Annotated in this window: 15 protein-coding genes and 2 pseudogenes; 6 read left to right on the plus strand and 11 right to left on the minus strand. The window is 72.1% G+C overall.

Annotation, left to right across the window (positions count from 1 at the left end):
- Positions 1–42 precede the first annotated feature (42 nt).
- Positions 43–633 carry an N-acetylmuramoyl-L-alanine amidase gene (locus tag ACGFS9_RS15530; RefSeq protein ID WP_393253557.1) on the minus strand — a complete coding sequence of 197 codons (591 nt, stop codon included), beginning with the start codon at positions 631–633 and terminating at the stop codon, positions 43–45.
- A 135-nt stretch (positions 634–768) separates the two neighbouring features.
- On the minus strand, positions 769–1,002 hold the full coding sequence (locus tag ACGFS9_RS15535; RefSeq protein WP_393253559.1) for a hypothetical protein: 234 nt from the start codon (positions 1,000–1,002) through the stop codon (positions 769–771).
- Positions 1,003–1,213: 211 nt separating this feature from the next.
- Between ACGFS9_RS15535 and ACGFS9_RS15540 the strand changes: the two genes are divergently transcribed.
- The 6 genes from ACGFS9_RS15540 (at position 1,214) to ACGFS9_RS15565 (ending at position 6,968) form a co-directional block, all read left to right on the plus strand.
- On the plus strand, positions 1,214–2,620 hold the full coding sequence (locus ACGFS9_RS15540; protein ID WP_393253561.1) for a family 2B encapsulin nanocompartment shell protein: 1,407 nt from the start codon (positions 1,214–1,216) through the stop codon (positions 2,618–2,620).
- A gap of 127 nt (positions 2,621–2,747) precedes the next feature.
- Positions 2,748–3,902, plus strand: a complete 1,155-nt coding sequence (locus ACGFS9_RS15545) for a family 2 encapsulin nanocompartment cargo protein polyprenyl transferase (protein ID WP_393253563.1) — start codon at positions 2,748–2,750, stop codon at positions 3,900–3,902.
- Positions 3,903–4,122: 220 nt separating this feature from the next.
- Complete coding sequence (locus ACGFS9_RS15550) at positions 4,123–4,875, plus strand: GNAT family N-acetyltransferase (RefSeq protein ID WP_393253565.1); 753 nt, start codon at positions 4,123–4,125, stop codon at positions 4,873–4,875.
- A gap of 367 nt (positions 4,876–5,242) precedes the next feature.
- Positions 5,243–5,380, plus strand: coding sequence for a hypothetical protein (locus ACGFS9_RS15555; RefSeq protein WP_393253567.1), 138 nt, complete (start codon positions 5,243–5,245; stop codon positions 5,378–5,380).
- A gap of 3 nt (positions 5,381–5,383) precedes the next feature.
- Positions 5,384–6,610, plus strand: coding sequence for an RNA polymerase sigma factor (locus ACGFS9_RS15560; RefSeq protein ID WP_393253568.1), 1,227 nt, complete (start codon positions 5,384–5,386; stop codon positions 6,608–6,610).
- Between the two features lie 10 nt (positions 6,611–6,620).
- Positions 6,621–6,968, plus strand: coding sequence for a DUF952 domain-containing protein (locus ACGFS9_RS15565; RefSeq protein WP_393253569.1), 348 nt, complete (start codon positions 6,621–6,623; stop codon positions 6,966–6,968).
- Between the two features lie 36 nt (positions 6,969–7,004).
- Here the strand turns inward: ACGFS9_RS15565 and ACGFS9_RS15570 are convergent, their stop codons facing one another.
- From ACGFS9_RS15570 to ACGFS9_RS15610, 9 genes and pseudogenes are all read right to left on the minus strand, one after another.
- Entirely contained in the window at positions 7,005–7,883 is an 879-nt protein-coding gene (locus tag ACGFS9_RS15570; protein WP_393253571.1) for a hypothetical protein, read from the minus strand.
- 182 nt (positions 7,884–8,065) lie between these two features.
- Positions 8,066–8,485 (minus strand): VOC family protein, encoded by a 420-nt coding sequence (locus ACGFS9_RS15575; protein WP_393253573.1) that lies wholly within the window; start codon positions 8,483–8,485, stop codon positions 8,066–8,068.
- 267 nt (positions 8,486–8,752) lie between these two features.
- The gene (locus ACGFS9_RS15580; RefSeq protein WP_393253784.1) at positions 8,753–9,133 is read right to left on the minus strand and encodes a helix-turn-helix transcriptional regulator; all 381 of its coding nucleotides are present in this window, start codon (positions 9,131–9,133) and stop codon (positions 8,753–8,755) included.
- A 224-nt stretch (positions 9,134–9,357) separates the two neighbouring features.
- The gene (locus ACGFS9_RS15585; protein WP_393253786.1) at positions 9,358–9,798 is read right to left on the minus strand and encodes an SHOCT domain-containing protein; all 441 of its coding nucleotides are present in this window, start codon (positions 9,796–9,798) and stop codon (positions 9,358–9,360) included.
- A 334-nt stretch (positions 9,799–10,132) separates the two neighbouring features.
- Positions 10,133–10,210 (minus strand): annotated as a pseudogene (locus tag ACGFS9_RS15590) (superoxide dismutase); the annotation flags it as partial.
- A 115-nt stretch (positions 10,211–10,325) separates the two neighbouring features.
- Entirely contained in the window at positions 10,326–10,853 is a 528-nt protein-coding gene (locus tag ACGFS9_RS15595; protein ID WP_393253575.1) for a hypothetical protein, read from the minus strand.
- Between the two features lie 18 nt (positions 10,854–10,871).
- Positions 10,872–11,663 (minus strand): NucA/NucB deoxyribonuclease domain-containing protein, encoded by a 792-nt coding sequence (locus tag ACGFS9_RS15600; RefSeq protein WP_393253576.1) that lies wholly within the window; start codon positions 11,661–11,663, stop codon positions 10,872–10,874.
- A gap of 90 nt (positions 11,664–11,753) precedes the next feature.
- Positions 11,754–12,290 carry a hypothetical protein gene (locus ACGFS9_RS15605; RefSeq protein WP_393253578.1) on the minus strand — a complete coding sequence of 179 codons (537 nt, stop codon included), beginning with the start codon at positions 12,288–12,290 and terminating at the stop codon, positions 11,754–11,756.
- Positions 12,291–12,938: 648 nt separating this feature from the next.
- Positions 12,939–13,218, minus strand: a pseudogene (locus ACGFS9_RS15610) (DNA mismatch repair protein MutT); the annotation flags it as partial.

A 13,218-nucleotide genomic window follows, 5' to 3' on the forward strand; every position in this document is an offset into this window, starting at 1 on the left:
ATTGTCGGACACCTGTGCGCGGGCGGCCCGCCGCGGGGGTGGTTACTTCAGCAGGTCCCGGACCCGGCGCCGCAGCGAGCCCATCGTGACCCCCCGCGGATCGATCTTGCCGGGCTGCCACTCCAGGTGGCCGATCACCGAGCGCTCGGTCCAGCCGTGGTGCCGGCAGATCGCCGCGGCGACCTTGGCGACGGCCGCCAGCTGCACCTCGGGCCAGGGGTCCTTGCCGTCGCCGAGGTTCTCGCACTCGAAGCCGTAGAAGTGGCGGTTGCCGTCGGTGTTCGCCTCGTTGTCGTGCGGCAGGGCCTTCTCGGCGATCACCGCGCGCAGCACGTCGTCGTCACCGAGGCCCGCGTGGTTGGCCCGGCCGTACCCGACCAGATGCAGCACGCCGTCCTTGGTGATCACGCCGTGGCAGAGCGGACCGGGCAGGTCCTCGCGGCCCTCGCGGCACAACCCCACCGTCCGTGCGGCGCCCGAGGTCACCGTGTGATGGATCATCACGCCGTGCACCGGCCCCCACGCACCCTTGTGGTTGCGGTTGTGGTGCCTCCAGTCGCCCACCTCGACGACGTGGACGCCCTCGTCCCTGATCCGGTCCAGGAAACTGCCCGCGGACATGGGCGATGCCATGGCCGCCTCCTTCGCGCTGCACGCCGGCCGCCCGCCGCGGCCGTCTCGTACGGCAGCTTCTATCGCCGGCGCGGCTGCCGGACCCACTCGTTCGCACGGCGAGCGAGCCGATCCGGTCAGCGGCGTGCGATCCGGTCAGGCGTGCAGGAAGCCGTCCCCGTGAGCCGCGATGTGACTCTCCAGGGCCTGGAGCGCCACCTGGGTCGCCTCGGGGGAGCCGGTGCCCCGGCGCTCCGCGTAGTACGCGGCACCCAGCCGCTTCAGGAGGTCGCCGCCCGCCCGCTGCGCCTGCACGTCGTCCAGCTTCTGCTTGCCCTGCGTGAGGCCACGCTGCGCCTGTTCCTTCGCGCGGTCCAGAAAGCCTGCCACTGCCGTCTCCCGTCGTCGTCCGTTCAGTGATCAAACGGACGGTCGCGCACACGAGTTCCCCGGCCGACACGCGGTGGCCCCCCGGCGGAATCACCCTCCCTGCCCAACTCGCGAGTGATCCATTCCCCCTCCTTCGTGTAATAGCACCAGCACGCTCCGTGATGGAAGGGTTGCTCCCGAAGATCAGTGCACGACCGGGAGGGCAATTTTCATGTCGGTAGGCGAAGAGGTCCGCGCGGAGCAGAACCGCCCGCAGCAGAGTCTCGGCACATCAGCCGCGCGGAACCTGGCCACCACCACCAAGTCCGCGCCGCAGATGCAGGAGATCAGCTCGCGGTGGCTGCTGCGCATGCTTCCGTGGGTGAACGTGCAGGGTGGCACGTACCGCGTGAACCGGCGGCTCAGCTATTCCGTGGGCGACGGCCGTGTGACGTTCGTGAAGACCGGGGACCGCGTCCAGGTCATCCCCGCCGAGCTGGGAGAGCTGTCCGTCCTGCGGTCGTTCGAGGACCACGAGGTGCTGGCCGAGCTGGCGTCCCGCTGCCAGCAGCGCGAGTTCGCCCCCGGGGACGTGCTGACCTCGTTCGGCAGCCAGGCCGACGAGGTGTTCCTGCTGGCGCACGGCAGGGTCGAGAAGATCGGCACCGGCCCCTACGGCGACGACGCGGTGCTCGGCGTCCTCGCCGACGGCGCCTACTTCGGGGAGCAGTCCCTCATCGACCCGGAGGCCATCTGGGAGTACACGGCCCGCGCGGTCACCTCGGTCACGGTCCTGACCCTGCCGCGCCAGGACCTGGAACAGGTCGCCGAGCGGTCCGAGGCGCTGCGTGACCACCTCGGGGCCCTGCGCGCGATCCCCGCCCAGCGCACGAACAAGTACGGCGAGAAGGAGATCGACCTCGCGGCCGGCCACACCGGCGAGCCCGACATCCCCGGCACCTTCGTGGACTACGAGGCAAGCCCCCGCGAGTACGAGCTGAGCATCGCGCAGACCGTCCTGCGCCTGCACACGCGCGTGGCCGACCTCTACAACCAGCCGATGAACCAGACGGAGCAGCAGTTGCGGCTCACCGTGGAGGCGTTGAAGGAGCGCCAGGAGCACGAGCTGGTCAACAACCGTGAGTTCGGCCTGCTCAACAACTGCGAGTACGACCAGCGGCTCCAGCCGCACGACGGCGTGCCCAGCCCGGACGACCTGGACGAACTGCTCAGCCGCCGCCGCGGCACCAAGATGCTCCTCGCCCATCCGCGGGCCATCTCCGCGATCGGCCGCGAGTTCAACAAGCGGGGGCTCGTCCCCGAGAGCGTCGAGGTGGCGGGCAACCGCATCCCGACCTGGCGCGGCATCCCGATCTTCCCGTGCAACAAGATCCCGGTCAGCGACGCCCGCACGACCTCGATCATCGCCCTGCGCACGGGCGAGGCGGAGCAGGGCGTGGTGGGTCTCCAGCAGGCGGGCATCCCGGACGAGATCGAGCCGAGCCTGTCGGTGCGCTTCATGGGCATCAACGAACAGGCCGTCATCTCCTACCTGGTGACCGCGTACTACTCGGCCGCCGTCCTCGTGCCGGACGCCCTCGGCATCCTGGAGAACGTCGAGATCGGCCGCTGGCGGTGACGACCGGCGCCACGCGCACCGCCGTGCGCCCGTCCTTCCGGGCGGGCGCACCCGGTGAGCGCGCGGCCCGCGGCCCGCACGGTGCCGCGGCCCCGCCGCTCTCCGGGACGACCGCGGGGGAGACCGCATGACGACGCGGACCGAGCGGGACCAGGCCGCGATCCCCGGCAGCCGGCCCCCGGCCGGGGACCCGGACACACCACGAACCGCCGGCGGGAGGTCCATGGACGGACACGCGGAGCGCCGGCCGGTGCCGGCCGGGTCCGAGAACCCGGAGGCCGCGGACGTCCTGGAGCGCACCCGGGCGCTCGTCGACCCCGAGCTGCGCCGGGCCGTCGACTCGCTGCCGGGGTCGATGCGCAGGGTCGCCCGCCACCACTTCGGCTGGGAGCAGGCGGACGGCACCCCGGCCGCGGGCGACGCGGGCAAGGCCATCCGGCCCGCCCTCGTCCTGACCGCGGTCCGGGCGCTCGGCGGCCGGCGGACGGACGCCGTCCGGGCGGCCGCGGCGGTGGAACTGGTCCACAACTTCACGCTGCTCCACGACGACGTGATGGACCGGGACACCACCCGAAGACACCGCCCCACGGCCTGGACGGTGTTCGGCGAAGCCGACGCGATCCTCGCGGGGGACGCGCTCCAGGCGCTGGCCCAGCAACTCCTCGCCGAGGACCCACATCCCGCGTCCGCGGCGGCGGCCGCACGGCTCGCCGGCTGCGTCGTCGAACTGTGCGCCGGACAGCACACGGACACCGCCATGGAGAAGCTCGGCCCGGGTGAGGTCACGCTCGACGAGTGCCTCGCCATGGCGGAGGCGAAGACGGGGGCGCTGATCGGCTGCGCCTGCGCCCTCGGCGGGCTGTACGCCGGGGCCGACGCGCGGGATGTCGACGCGCTCGACGCCTTCGGCCGGGAGGCCGGGCTGGCGTTCCAGCTGATCGACGACGTCATCGGGATCTGGGGGGACCCCGGCCGCACCGGCAAGCCGGCCGGCGCGGATCTCGTGGCCCGCAAGAAGTCGCTGCCCGTGGTCGCCGCGCTGACCTCGGACAGCCCGGCGGCCGGCGATCTGGCCCGGCTGTACGGATCGCCCTATCGGGAGGGGGACCTGGAACGCACGGTGCTCGCCGTGGAACGGGCCGGCGGCCGGGACTGGGCGCAGGCCGAGGCCGCGGACCGGATGGCCCGCGCGATGCACGAGCTGTCCCGGGCCGTCCCCGACCCGGAGGCGGCCGGCGGCCTCCTCGCCCTTGCCGAGTTCGTCACCCGGCGCAGCAGCTGACCGGCCCGGACCGGTCGACGACTCCGGAGCGCCGGACGCCGTACGGAACCTGACGGCCCTGCGGTGCCGGACTCCGGGCAGCGGGTCCCGCACATCCCCACGGCGTGCGGGGCCCGCACCGTGTCCGCGGCGTGCGGGGCCCGCACCTGTCCGCGGCGGGCGCGTACTAGTCTCAACACCCTTACGGTCGGGCGTTGTTGGGGCGAGGGGCGGGCGGGGCATGGGAGTGGCGATACGGACGGCGGGAGCCGGGGACCGCGAGGTGGTGGTCCGGTTGCTGGACGCCGCCTTCCAGGACGACCCGGTGAGCGGCTGGGTCTTTCCCGATCCGGCGCACCGCCGGGCCACCCACCACCGGCTGATGGCCGCGTTCGCCGACATCTCGTTCGCCGAGGGATGGGTGGACGTGACGGAGGACGCGTCGGCGTGCGCCCTGTGGCTGCACGTTCCCGCCGCGGGCGGCGCGGACCCGAACGGCGACGTCGAGGACACGACCGACGGGGGGACGGACGACGTAGCCGGGGCCCGCGCGACCGGGGGCGGCGAGCCCGCCGGCCGGCGGGACGGGGACGACGGCGGCCCGGACACGGACACGGAGACGGAGGCGGGGGACGGCGACGGCCCGGCGCGTTTGCGTGCGGCCGTGGACCCGGACAACGAGCGCGTCGAGCTGATCGGCCGGCTGACGGCCGACGTCCACCCCTCCGGCCGGGCGCACGCCTATCTCTGGATGATCGCGGTGGCGCCGGAGCGCCAGGGCGGGGGGCTGGGCAGCGCGCTCGTCACGAGCGTGCTCGACCGCTGCGACCGCGAGGGCCTCGCCGCGTACCTGGAGGCGAGCAACGCCCGCAGCCGCGCGCTGTACGAGCGGCTCGGCTTCGCCCTCACCGGCGGTCCGCTGGACCTCCCCGACGGCCCCCGCATGTGGCCCATGTGGCGTGAGCCCCGCACCACGCGCCGCGGCAACGGGTGAGGCGCCCCCGACCGCCGGCCGGCCACCGCGCCGCCCGGTTTCCCGCCGAGCGGGGCACCGGCGCCGGACGGGATGCGGGCCCGCGGGTCCCGGAGGGACGGGCCGTCCGGCCCTCCGTCCGCCGGGAACCGCCGTCGGACGGAGGGATCGCGTGAGGCGCGCCGCCGAGCGACGGCGGGCGTCCGCGCGGGTGCCGTCCTACGCTGAGCGCATGGGTTCCGCCGCCGTCGCCGGTGGCGACACGGGCCGCTGCCGGCCGGACGCCCGGACCACCGTCACGGGACCACCGCCGCGAAACCGCGGCCCCGGGAGGGCGCGGCCGGTGACGGCCGACGCGGCCCGCCGGGTCGCCGGGAAAATGCGGCCGGTGGGCACCGGGCCCGCCCGGCGGGCCGCCGGAACGTCCGAGATCGCGGGCGGCGTCACGGCCTGCCCCTCCCCGGAAGGCGTGCCCGAGTACCCCGTGGTCATCCGGCCGATCGCGGACGGCGCCGGGGACATCTGAGGGATGGGCGGCGCCGGAGAGGTCGAGGACCTGCTGCGCCGGAACGCGCCGCAGGTCCTCGGCGCGCTCGTCCGCCGCTACGGCCACTTCGACCTGGCGGAGGACGCGGTCCAGGAGGCGCTGCTCGCGGCGGCCGGCCGCTGGCCCGCCGCGGGAGTGCCGGCCAATCCCCGGGGCTGGCTGATCAAGGTGGCCTCGCGGCGGCTCGTGGACACCCTGCGGGCGGAAGGGGCGCGCCGGCTGCGGGAGGAGAAGGCGGCGGCCCTGACCCCCCGGGACGCCTTCACGGCGCCGCCGCCCGGTCTCGGCCGGGCCCCGTCGGAGGACGACACACTCACCCTGCTCTTCCTCTGCTGCCACCCGACGCTGAGCACGTCCGCGCAGATCGCCCTCACCCTGCGCGCCGTCGGCGGTCTCACCACGGCGGAGATCGCGCGGGCCTGGCTGGTGCCGGAGACGACGATGGCGCAGCGCATCAGCCGCGCCAAGGCCAGGGTGCGCGGCGTCGGACTCGCCCGCCCCGAGCGCTGGGAGGAGCGCCTCCCCGCCGTCCTGCACACCCTCTACCTGATCTTCAACGAGGGCTACACGGCCACCTCCGGCACGTCCCTGCGGCGGGCCGAACTCGCGGGCGAGGCGATCCGGTTGACGCGCACCGTCCACCACCTGCTCCCCGAGGACGCCGAAGTGGCCGGGCTGCTCGCACTGATGCTGCTGACGGACGCCCGGCGCGCCGCGCGCACCGGCCCGCACGGAGAACTCGTCCCCCTCGACGAGCAGGACCGCGACCGCTGGGACAGGGCCGCGATCGAGGAGGGCGTGACGCTGGTGACGCGGGCGCTGGCACGCCGACGGGCGGGTCCGTACCAGCTGCGCGCCGCGATCGCCGCGGTCCACGACGAGGCGCCCACCGCACGGCAGACGGACTGGACCGAGATCCTCGGCCTGTACGACGTCCTCGTCCGCCAGTTCCCCGGCCCGGTGGAACACCTCAACCGCGCGGTGGCGGTCGCCATGGTGCACGGCCCGCGCGCGGCGCTCGCCGAACTCGACCGGCTTCAGGACGCCGCGGCGGCGGGGCACCGGCTCGACGCCGTGCGCGGCCATCTGCTGGAGCGGGCCGGTGACGGCGCCGGGGCTCGTGCCGCCTACGCGTCCGCCGCCGCCCGGACGCTCAGCCTGCCGGAACGGCGCTATCTGGAGGCGCGCGCGGCCCGTCTGAGGCCGTAGCGTTCCTTCCATGCCCGAACCGCTGCTGCACCTGACCGAACGATCCCTGTGGGACGCCGCCCGGGACTCCGGTTCCTACACGATGTCCACCCGCGGCCGGACCCTCCGGGAGGAGGGCTTCATCCACTGCTCGCTGCGCCACCAACTCCCCCCGGTGGCGAGGATGCTGTACGGCTCCGCCACCGGCCCGCACGACCTGGTGGTCCTCGTCGTCGACCCCGACCGGCTCACCGCGCCGGTCCGCTTCGAGGCGATGGAGCCCGGTGGCGAGGAGTTCCCCCACGTGTACGGGCCGATCCCGGTCGACGCGGTCGTGGACGTGGAGCCCTGGGCGCCGGGAACGGCCTCGGCCGGCTGACGCCTCCCACCCCGCCCCCGGCGGCCGGCCGCGCGGTCAGCGTGGCCGCTCCGCCCGCGGTGCCGCGTCCGCGCCCCGGTCGGGCGTCCCGCGCTCGATCAGCGCGCGCAGCGACGCCCTCATCCGCGCGACGAAGGCGTCCCGCGCCTCGGGGGTCAGGACGTCCAGCGAGAGATACGGGTTGAGGTCCTCCAGCTCCACGAGGAGCAGGCCCCCGTCGGGGGCCCGGCAGGCGTCGACGCGCTGGATGCCGTGCGCGATGCCGTTCCAGTCGATGAACCGCTGCGCGAACTCCCGGTCCGCCGGGGTGGGTTCGTAGGGCTCCAGTGCCCAGCGCCGCTCCGGGTCCGGCGCGTACAGGGCGTACTGGAGGGTGTCGTCGACGAAGTAGAAGGACACCTCGTACCGGAAGTCGACGCGCGGCTGGACGAGGATGCCGCCGAACGGCAGCCCGGCGAGCCGGGAGCGCTCCACGAACTCCAGGCCGATGGAGTCCGCCCCCTGCCGGGGCTTCACCGCGTAGCTCTCCGCCACGGGCAGCCGGTCCAGGTCGGCGGCGCGGTCCACGGTGGGGATGACCGGATACCCGGCGGCCGTCAGCTCCAGCAGGTACCCCTTGCCGGCCATGTCGCCCTTGCCGGACAGCTCGTTGTAGACCGGCACGCCGTCGGCGAGCGCGCGCTCCCGGAACGCCTGGTACGCCGCCTGGTGGTGCAGGACGGGCCCGCTGTTGCGCACGACCACCGCGTCGAAACCGGCCATCAGCGCCGCCGCGTCCCGCGGATGGCAGACGGCGATGTCGAAGTCCTCCCGCAGTCGCGCGGTGAGGGCGACGTCCTCGTCGCCGTACCGCCGCCCCCGCGCCGGATAGGCGAGGTCGCTGACGTACAGGACACGGGGGCGCGCGGACGGCACGGGGGCTCCTCGAAGGACACGCGGGCGGCTCGGTCCGCGGACCGCCGCGGACACACGCACGTAGTGTCCCCCCGCCCGCTCGTCGGGACGCGCCCGCCCCCGTGCACGCGTAAAGGAGCACCGGCGCCCCGGGTCTCTCTGCGGGTCCCGCCGCTGGTCCGCGCGGGGGTCCGTCGCCGAGGTCAGCCGGCGCGGCGGTTCTCGGCGAACCGCAGCAGATTGCCCGCGGGATCGCGGAAGGCGCAGTCCCGCAGCCCGTACGGCTGGTCGGCGGGTTCCTGGAGGACCTCGGCGCCGGACGCGCGGACCCGTTCGAAGAGGGCGTCGCAGTCGGTCGTCGAGAAGATCACCCCGCGCAGCACCCCCTTGGCCAGCAGTTCCGCCATGGCCTGCTTGTCCGCGGGGGAGGTGTCGGGGTCCGCGGCCGGGGGCTCCAGAACGATCTCCACGTCGGGCTGGAGCGGCGAGCCGACCGTGACCCAGCGCATCCCCTCGAACCCGACGTCGCCCCGGACCTCCAGGCCCAGCACGTCCCGGTAGAAGGCGAGCGCCTTGTCGTGGTCGTCGACGGAGATGAAGCACTGGGAGAGTTTCAGGTCCATGGCGTCCAACCTATGCCGCGGCAGGCACCGTTCGCCGCGTCGCGACGCCCGGCACGCCCTCTCGCCGCACCGGCCGAAAGGCCGAGCACGTCCCGTACGAGGACGTCCGGCGGGCCTGCCGAGCGCGCACGCTCCCGACTTCATGGCTTCGCTTCGGCAGGGACCCCGTGACGCGGCTCGCTGACAGGCGAACGGTGTCTGCCGCGGCAGAATGAGGTGCCGCGCCGTTGTCGGGGGCACGCGGCGCATCCGGGCCCGTGCTCCCGGTCAGAGCCGGGTGCCCGGTTCCGCCTCGGGCGCGCGGTGGCGGGCCGGGCGGGTCATACGGCGCGCGACACAGGAGGGGATGGGGTCGCCGTGGTCGTGCGGCCGGGCCCGGTAGGCGCTCGGCGTCTCGCCGACCAGTTCCGTGAAGCGGGAGCTGAACGATCCGAGCGAGGTGCACCCCACCGCCAGGCAGACCTCGGTCACCGTCAGGTCGCCGCGCCGCAGCAGCGCCTTGGCCCGCTCGATCCGGCGGGTCATCAGGTAGGTGTACGGCGTTTCGCCGAAGGCGGCCCGGAAGCTCCGCTGGAAGTGGCCGGGCGACATCAGCGCCGTACCCGCGAGCGTCGCGATGTCCAGCGGCTCGGCGAAGTCGCGGTTCATCCGGTCGCGGGCCTGCCGTAGCCGCACCAGGTCGTCGAGTCTGGACTGTCCCACCCGTCCAGGGTGGCACGGACCACCGACATCCCGCCCCGCCCTCGGGCGAATCCACCCCCACGGCGCGTCCCCGGCAGCCCGCCGCCGACGGCTTCCGCCGTCCCGCCCAAGGCCGGGCACCCGGCCTTGGGCGGGACGGACGCCCGTGGCGCTGTCCCGGGCCGCGCTGGTCAGGCGGCGAGCACCTTGGCCTTGGCCTGCTCGAACTCCTCGGAGGAGAGGTGGCCGCTGCTCTTGAGTTCGGCGAGTTTGGCCAGCTCGTCGGCCTTGCCGGTGGTGCCGGCGGTCTCGCGGATGTAGGACTGCACGTCCTCCTGGTTCTTCTGGATGCGCTTCGCCTCGCGCTCGCCCATGCCGCGGCCCCGGGCGATGAGGTACACGAAGACGCCCAGGAAGGGCAGGATCACGACGAACACGCACCAGCCGGACTTGCCCCAGCCGTTCAGGCCGTCGTCGCGGAAGATGTCCCCGATGATGCGGAAGAGCAGCATGAACCACAGGATCCACAGGAAGAACCACATCGTGGTCCAGAAGACGTTCAGCAGGGGGTAGTCCGCTGCCAGATCGAGCGTCGAGCCGTTCATGGTCGATCTCCCGTCGTCGTACGACATCGCCACGCCCGACCACAGTGCGCGACCGCCCCGGTGGCCGCCTCACCCCCGGCGGGTGAGCGGCGGACCCCGGCCGGACGGGATGCCGTGCGACGCCGCACGGACGGGGGCGGCGCCGGGGCAGGGCGCCGGACGCGGGCGAGGACGGAGGCGGGGGAGCGGCATGCGCGCCCGGACGCGGGCCGCCTTCTCCCGGACGGCAGAACGCACCCGGACCGCCGGGTCACCGAGGTCGGCGACCCGCGGACCGGGTGCGTTCTGCGCGTCCTGCGGCCGGACGAACCGCGGGACCACACGGCCGGACCCGTAGGGCCCGGCGACCCGCAGAGCCGGGTCAGGCCTGCTTCGTCTCCCAGAAGATCTTGTCGATCTGGGCGATGTAGTCCAGGGCCTTCTGGCCGGTGGCCGGGTCGGTTACCTGCGGTGATGATGGCCGCAGGTGGCTGACCCGGCCCACTACCAGATGGCCGGCGATGGTGTACGACGGTCCCGACCGGGTGTCCTGCGGACTGTGTGCGGACTGCGGCTCACAGATCTTCCTCGTCGACGGGTTCGGGTTCGCGGATGTAGGCGAGCTCCAGGACGTAGCGTTCGGTGACCGGGGGGCTGTTCCACGCCTGGGTGAGGTGGTCCTCGAAGGTGTCGTCGGTGGGGTGGTCGAGCGTCGTCGCGTAGTAGTCGGCGGTCGCTTGCCGGTTCTCCCACCAGGCGTGGCCTTCGTAGACGCCGGGACGGGGCAGGGTCATCTCCCCTGCGGGGCCGTATTCGAGTTGGCTGACGACGAGAACGCCGGTTTCCGACTCGATACTGACAGGGACATGGCCTTCCGCTTCGGGGGGCGGGTCCGGAGCGATGCCCCAGACGCGGATGGCCACTTCGACGTCGATGTCGGGTTGCAGGCTGAGGAGGTACAGGTGGTAGCCGTTGCCGGCGACCACCTGTACCTCAGCGGCGTTCAGGGCTGCTTCGTCACCGAGGTAGGCATCGGCGTCGTAGACCTCCACAACGCAGCGTGCCGGGGTGGCCTTGCAACGGTACTCAGTCAGGAGCGCCATGGTGCCGCTGCCCCTCCGTCAGTTGGTGATCTTCACATAGAAGGCGTCGCCGTCCAGGATGCGGTTGAGCGTATACATCGCTGCGAGACGCTCCCCACCCTTGCGGTTGTCTTTGCCGTCGATCAGGCGGACGGAGAAACGGTTGTCCCCCTTCTTGGAACCTTCCTTGGTGGAGGCGAAGGGGTACTCGTCACACTGCAGGCCACTCCCGGCGTAGTCACCCCAGACTTTCCTGCATTCCCGGATCGACTTCTCGCGGTTCTCGTCGATCTTGGATTGGCTGACGAGCCGGTGCAAAGGCTCCTTCGCTCCCGGCACACTCTTGCCGGGCCAGGAGGGGAAGGTTCGCTCAGGTCGGTTCAGGGCGTCGTAGATGTGAAGGGCGCTTTCGTTGACGGCCGAGTCCTTCTGGCTCATGACGAGTTCCACGCGGGCCTGCGTGAAGACCGTCCCCTTGTGCTTGCCCGCGATCTTTCCGGCGTAGTCGTAGCGGACGCTGGAGCTGTAGACGCTTCCGCCTCCAGTGAATGGGGCGGCGTTGGGGGAGTCGGCGCTCAAGTCCATGGACACGGTGGAGAAGACGCGCTGCTGGTTGCCCTGGTCGAACAGGGCGCCCTTGTCCGGGGAAGTGTAGGAGAGGGTCCACTGGGGCTTGCGGTCCCATCCTCCGAGCAATTCGTCTCGCTCCTCGATCTGCGGTGCGGTCACCTCGGGGTCGGGGTCGCTCTTTGATGCGTTGATGTTGTGGCGGAAGTGCTGGCCAAGTCTCCACTTCGTGACCCGGGTCGGCGGCCTGACCGCCTCATTCAACAGAGTGGACCAGCAGGCTCTGCAGTCCTGCATGGAGACCGACCCCCGCCAGTTGCCTGACCGCCGTGCCCGGCCTGTCGGAGTGCGTGGTCACCGTACGGGTCTGCAACGCCTCCGCTCTGTCCTCCGGTGAGCCTTCAACGGAGACCGAACCCGATACGAGCGTATCGGCCGACGATGTCCGGGAGCGTGCGACAGCCGGATTCGACGTCCCAGGTGACTCACTGACCTAGCGGCCGCAGGAGCCGCCGTCAGGGTGGTCGGCGAGCTGCCGGCGGCGGCTTGCCGACGGGGCTTGCTCACGGACCACTGGGTGAACTTGCTGTTGTCGGTCAGCTTGGTGGTGAAGCAGGTCGGCGGCTTGTGGCTCGTGCTGCACGCGGGCAGCGTGACGGACTTGGCCACGTTGGCCGTCGCCACCTGCTGCCACACCTTGTTCCCTGTCATGAACTGCAGGCGGTTCGCGAACGAGGGGACGTCGACGTACTTGGGTCCGGTCACCTCAAGGCCGATGTCGATGCGGCTGGTGTTGCCGCCGATCACGTTGAGCTGTTTGGTGGTGGAGCCGACCTTGTTGAAGTCGTAGAGCACATCCCACTGATCGCCGCTGGCCTGACGGACGGTCATGTAGGTGTGATTGCGCTTGTCCGGCTTGGTCGGGTTGACACCGGCCTTGATGGCCTGAGTGCGGCCACCGCTGGTGGTCAGCTCCGACCAGCGGGGACCGTAGGTGGAGGCGCCTTTCCCTGTTTTCGCCGCGTACAGGCCGATTTCGATGTTGGGGGCCAGCGGGCCGCTCGACGTGTTCGGGCTGACGCGCAGATGTTGGCCGCCTCGACGGTCGCCGACCCTGTGTCAGCTCGATCGAAAGTGATCGGTATGTTCCGCCACGTGGCAAAGCCGCCGATCATCGGCTCGCCCGGCTGGCTGCATGTCATCGCCCAGAAGGTGATGCGGGCGTTGTAGAGCCCGGTGCAGGCTTCCTTGGGTGCGGCGGCGCTCGCCGACGGAGCGACGCCAAGAACAGTGAGTGTGGTGACTCCGGCGCAGACCGAAGCCAAGAATCTCGCGCGCGAACGCGACAAGGTTCCCCCTAGGAACGATCAAGAGTGGTCACGGGGGAACCTACAGCCGCACCTTTCTCAATGTGCTCGTAGATAAGAGGAGTTAACTTGATCTCGATACATGATCCGTGTCACGTCGGCACAGGGCACGTCCAGGGGCCTGATGCCTCGGCGTGACGGCCACTTGAGGGGCCAGGGGGGGTGCTTCGCGCTACCGCCCGCCATCAAGGGAGACCTGCGGCCCGCCGCGGAGGTAGAGGTGGAGGGTGCTGGCGGTGGTCTCCACGAAGTCCTGAGGGAGGGCATCGGCATCTGCCCAGCAGGCCTGGGAGGGCTGGCGCGGTTGGCCGTTCTCGGGCTTGCCGGACCATTCGTGGACGACGAAGACGACCGTCAGGAAGCCGTTGGGGGGCCTCCACGCCCCAGGCACCGTGGACGACGTGGGCGACCTTCAGAGCTTCCGGTTTCACGGTCAGATCGGTCTCTTCGTA

The organism is Streptomyces sp. NPDC048566 (assembly GCF_043199735.1).
Classification (GTDB): domain Bacteria; phylum Actinomycetota; class Actinomycetes; order Streptomycetales; family Streptomycetaceae; genus Streptomyces.

Excerpts from the sequence above, each read along its gene's own strand:
- ACGFS9_RS15530 (WP_393253557.1), bottom strand. The coding sequence starts at position 633 with ATGGCATCGCCCATGTCCGCGGGCAGTTTCCTGGACCGGATCAGGGAC.
- ACGFS9_RS15540 (WP_393253561.1), top strand. The coding sequence starts at position 1,214 with ATGTCGGTAGGCGAAGAGGTCCGCGCGGAGCAGAACCGCCCGCAGCAG.
- ACGFS9_RS15545 (WP_393253563.1), top strand. The coding sequence starts at position 2,748 with ATGACGACGCGGACCGAGCGGGACCAGGCCGCGATCCCCGGCAGCCGG.
- ACGFS9_RS15550 (WP_393253565.1), top strand. The coding sequence starts at position 4,123 with ATGGGAGTGGCGATACGGACGGCGGGAGCCGGGGACCGCGAGGTGGTG.
- ACGFS9_RS15560 (WP_393253568.1), top strand. The coding sequence starts at position 5,384 with ATGGGCGGCGCCGGAGAGGTCGAGGACCTGCTGCGCCGGAACGCGCCG.
- ACGFS9_RS15565 (WP_393253569.1), top strand. The coding sequence starts at position 6,621 with ATGCCCGAACCGCTGCTGCACCTGACCGAACGATCCCTGTGGGACGCC.
- ACGFS9_RS15575 (WP_393253573.1), bottom strand. The coding sequence starts at position 8,485 with ATGGACCTGAAACTCTCCCAGTGCTTCATCTCCGTCGACGACCACGAC.
- ACGFS9_RS15580 (WP_393253784.1), bottom strand. The coding sequence starts at position 9,133 with ATGAACCGCGACTTCGCCGAGCCGCTGGACATCGCGACGCTCGCGGGT.
- ACGFS9_RS15585 (WP_393253786.1), bottom strand. The coding sequence starts at position 9,798 with ATGTCGTACGACGACGGGAGATCGACCATGAACGGCTCGACGCTCGAT.
- ACGFS9_RS15595 (WP_393253575.1), bottom strand. The coding sequence starts at position 10,853 with ATGGCGCTCCTGACTGAGTACCGTTGCAAGGCCACCCCGGCACGCTGC.
- ACGFS9_RS15605 (WP_393253578.1), bottom strand. The coding sequence starts at position 12,290 with ATGACCGTCCGTCAGGCCAGCGGCGATCAGTGGGATGTGCTCTACGAC.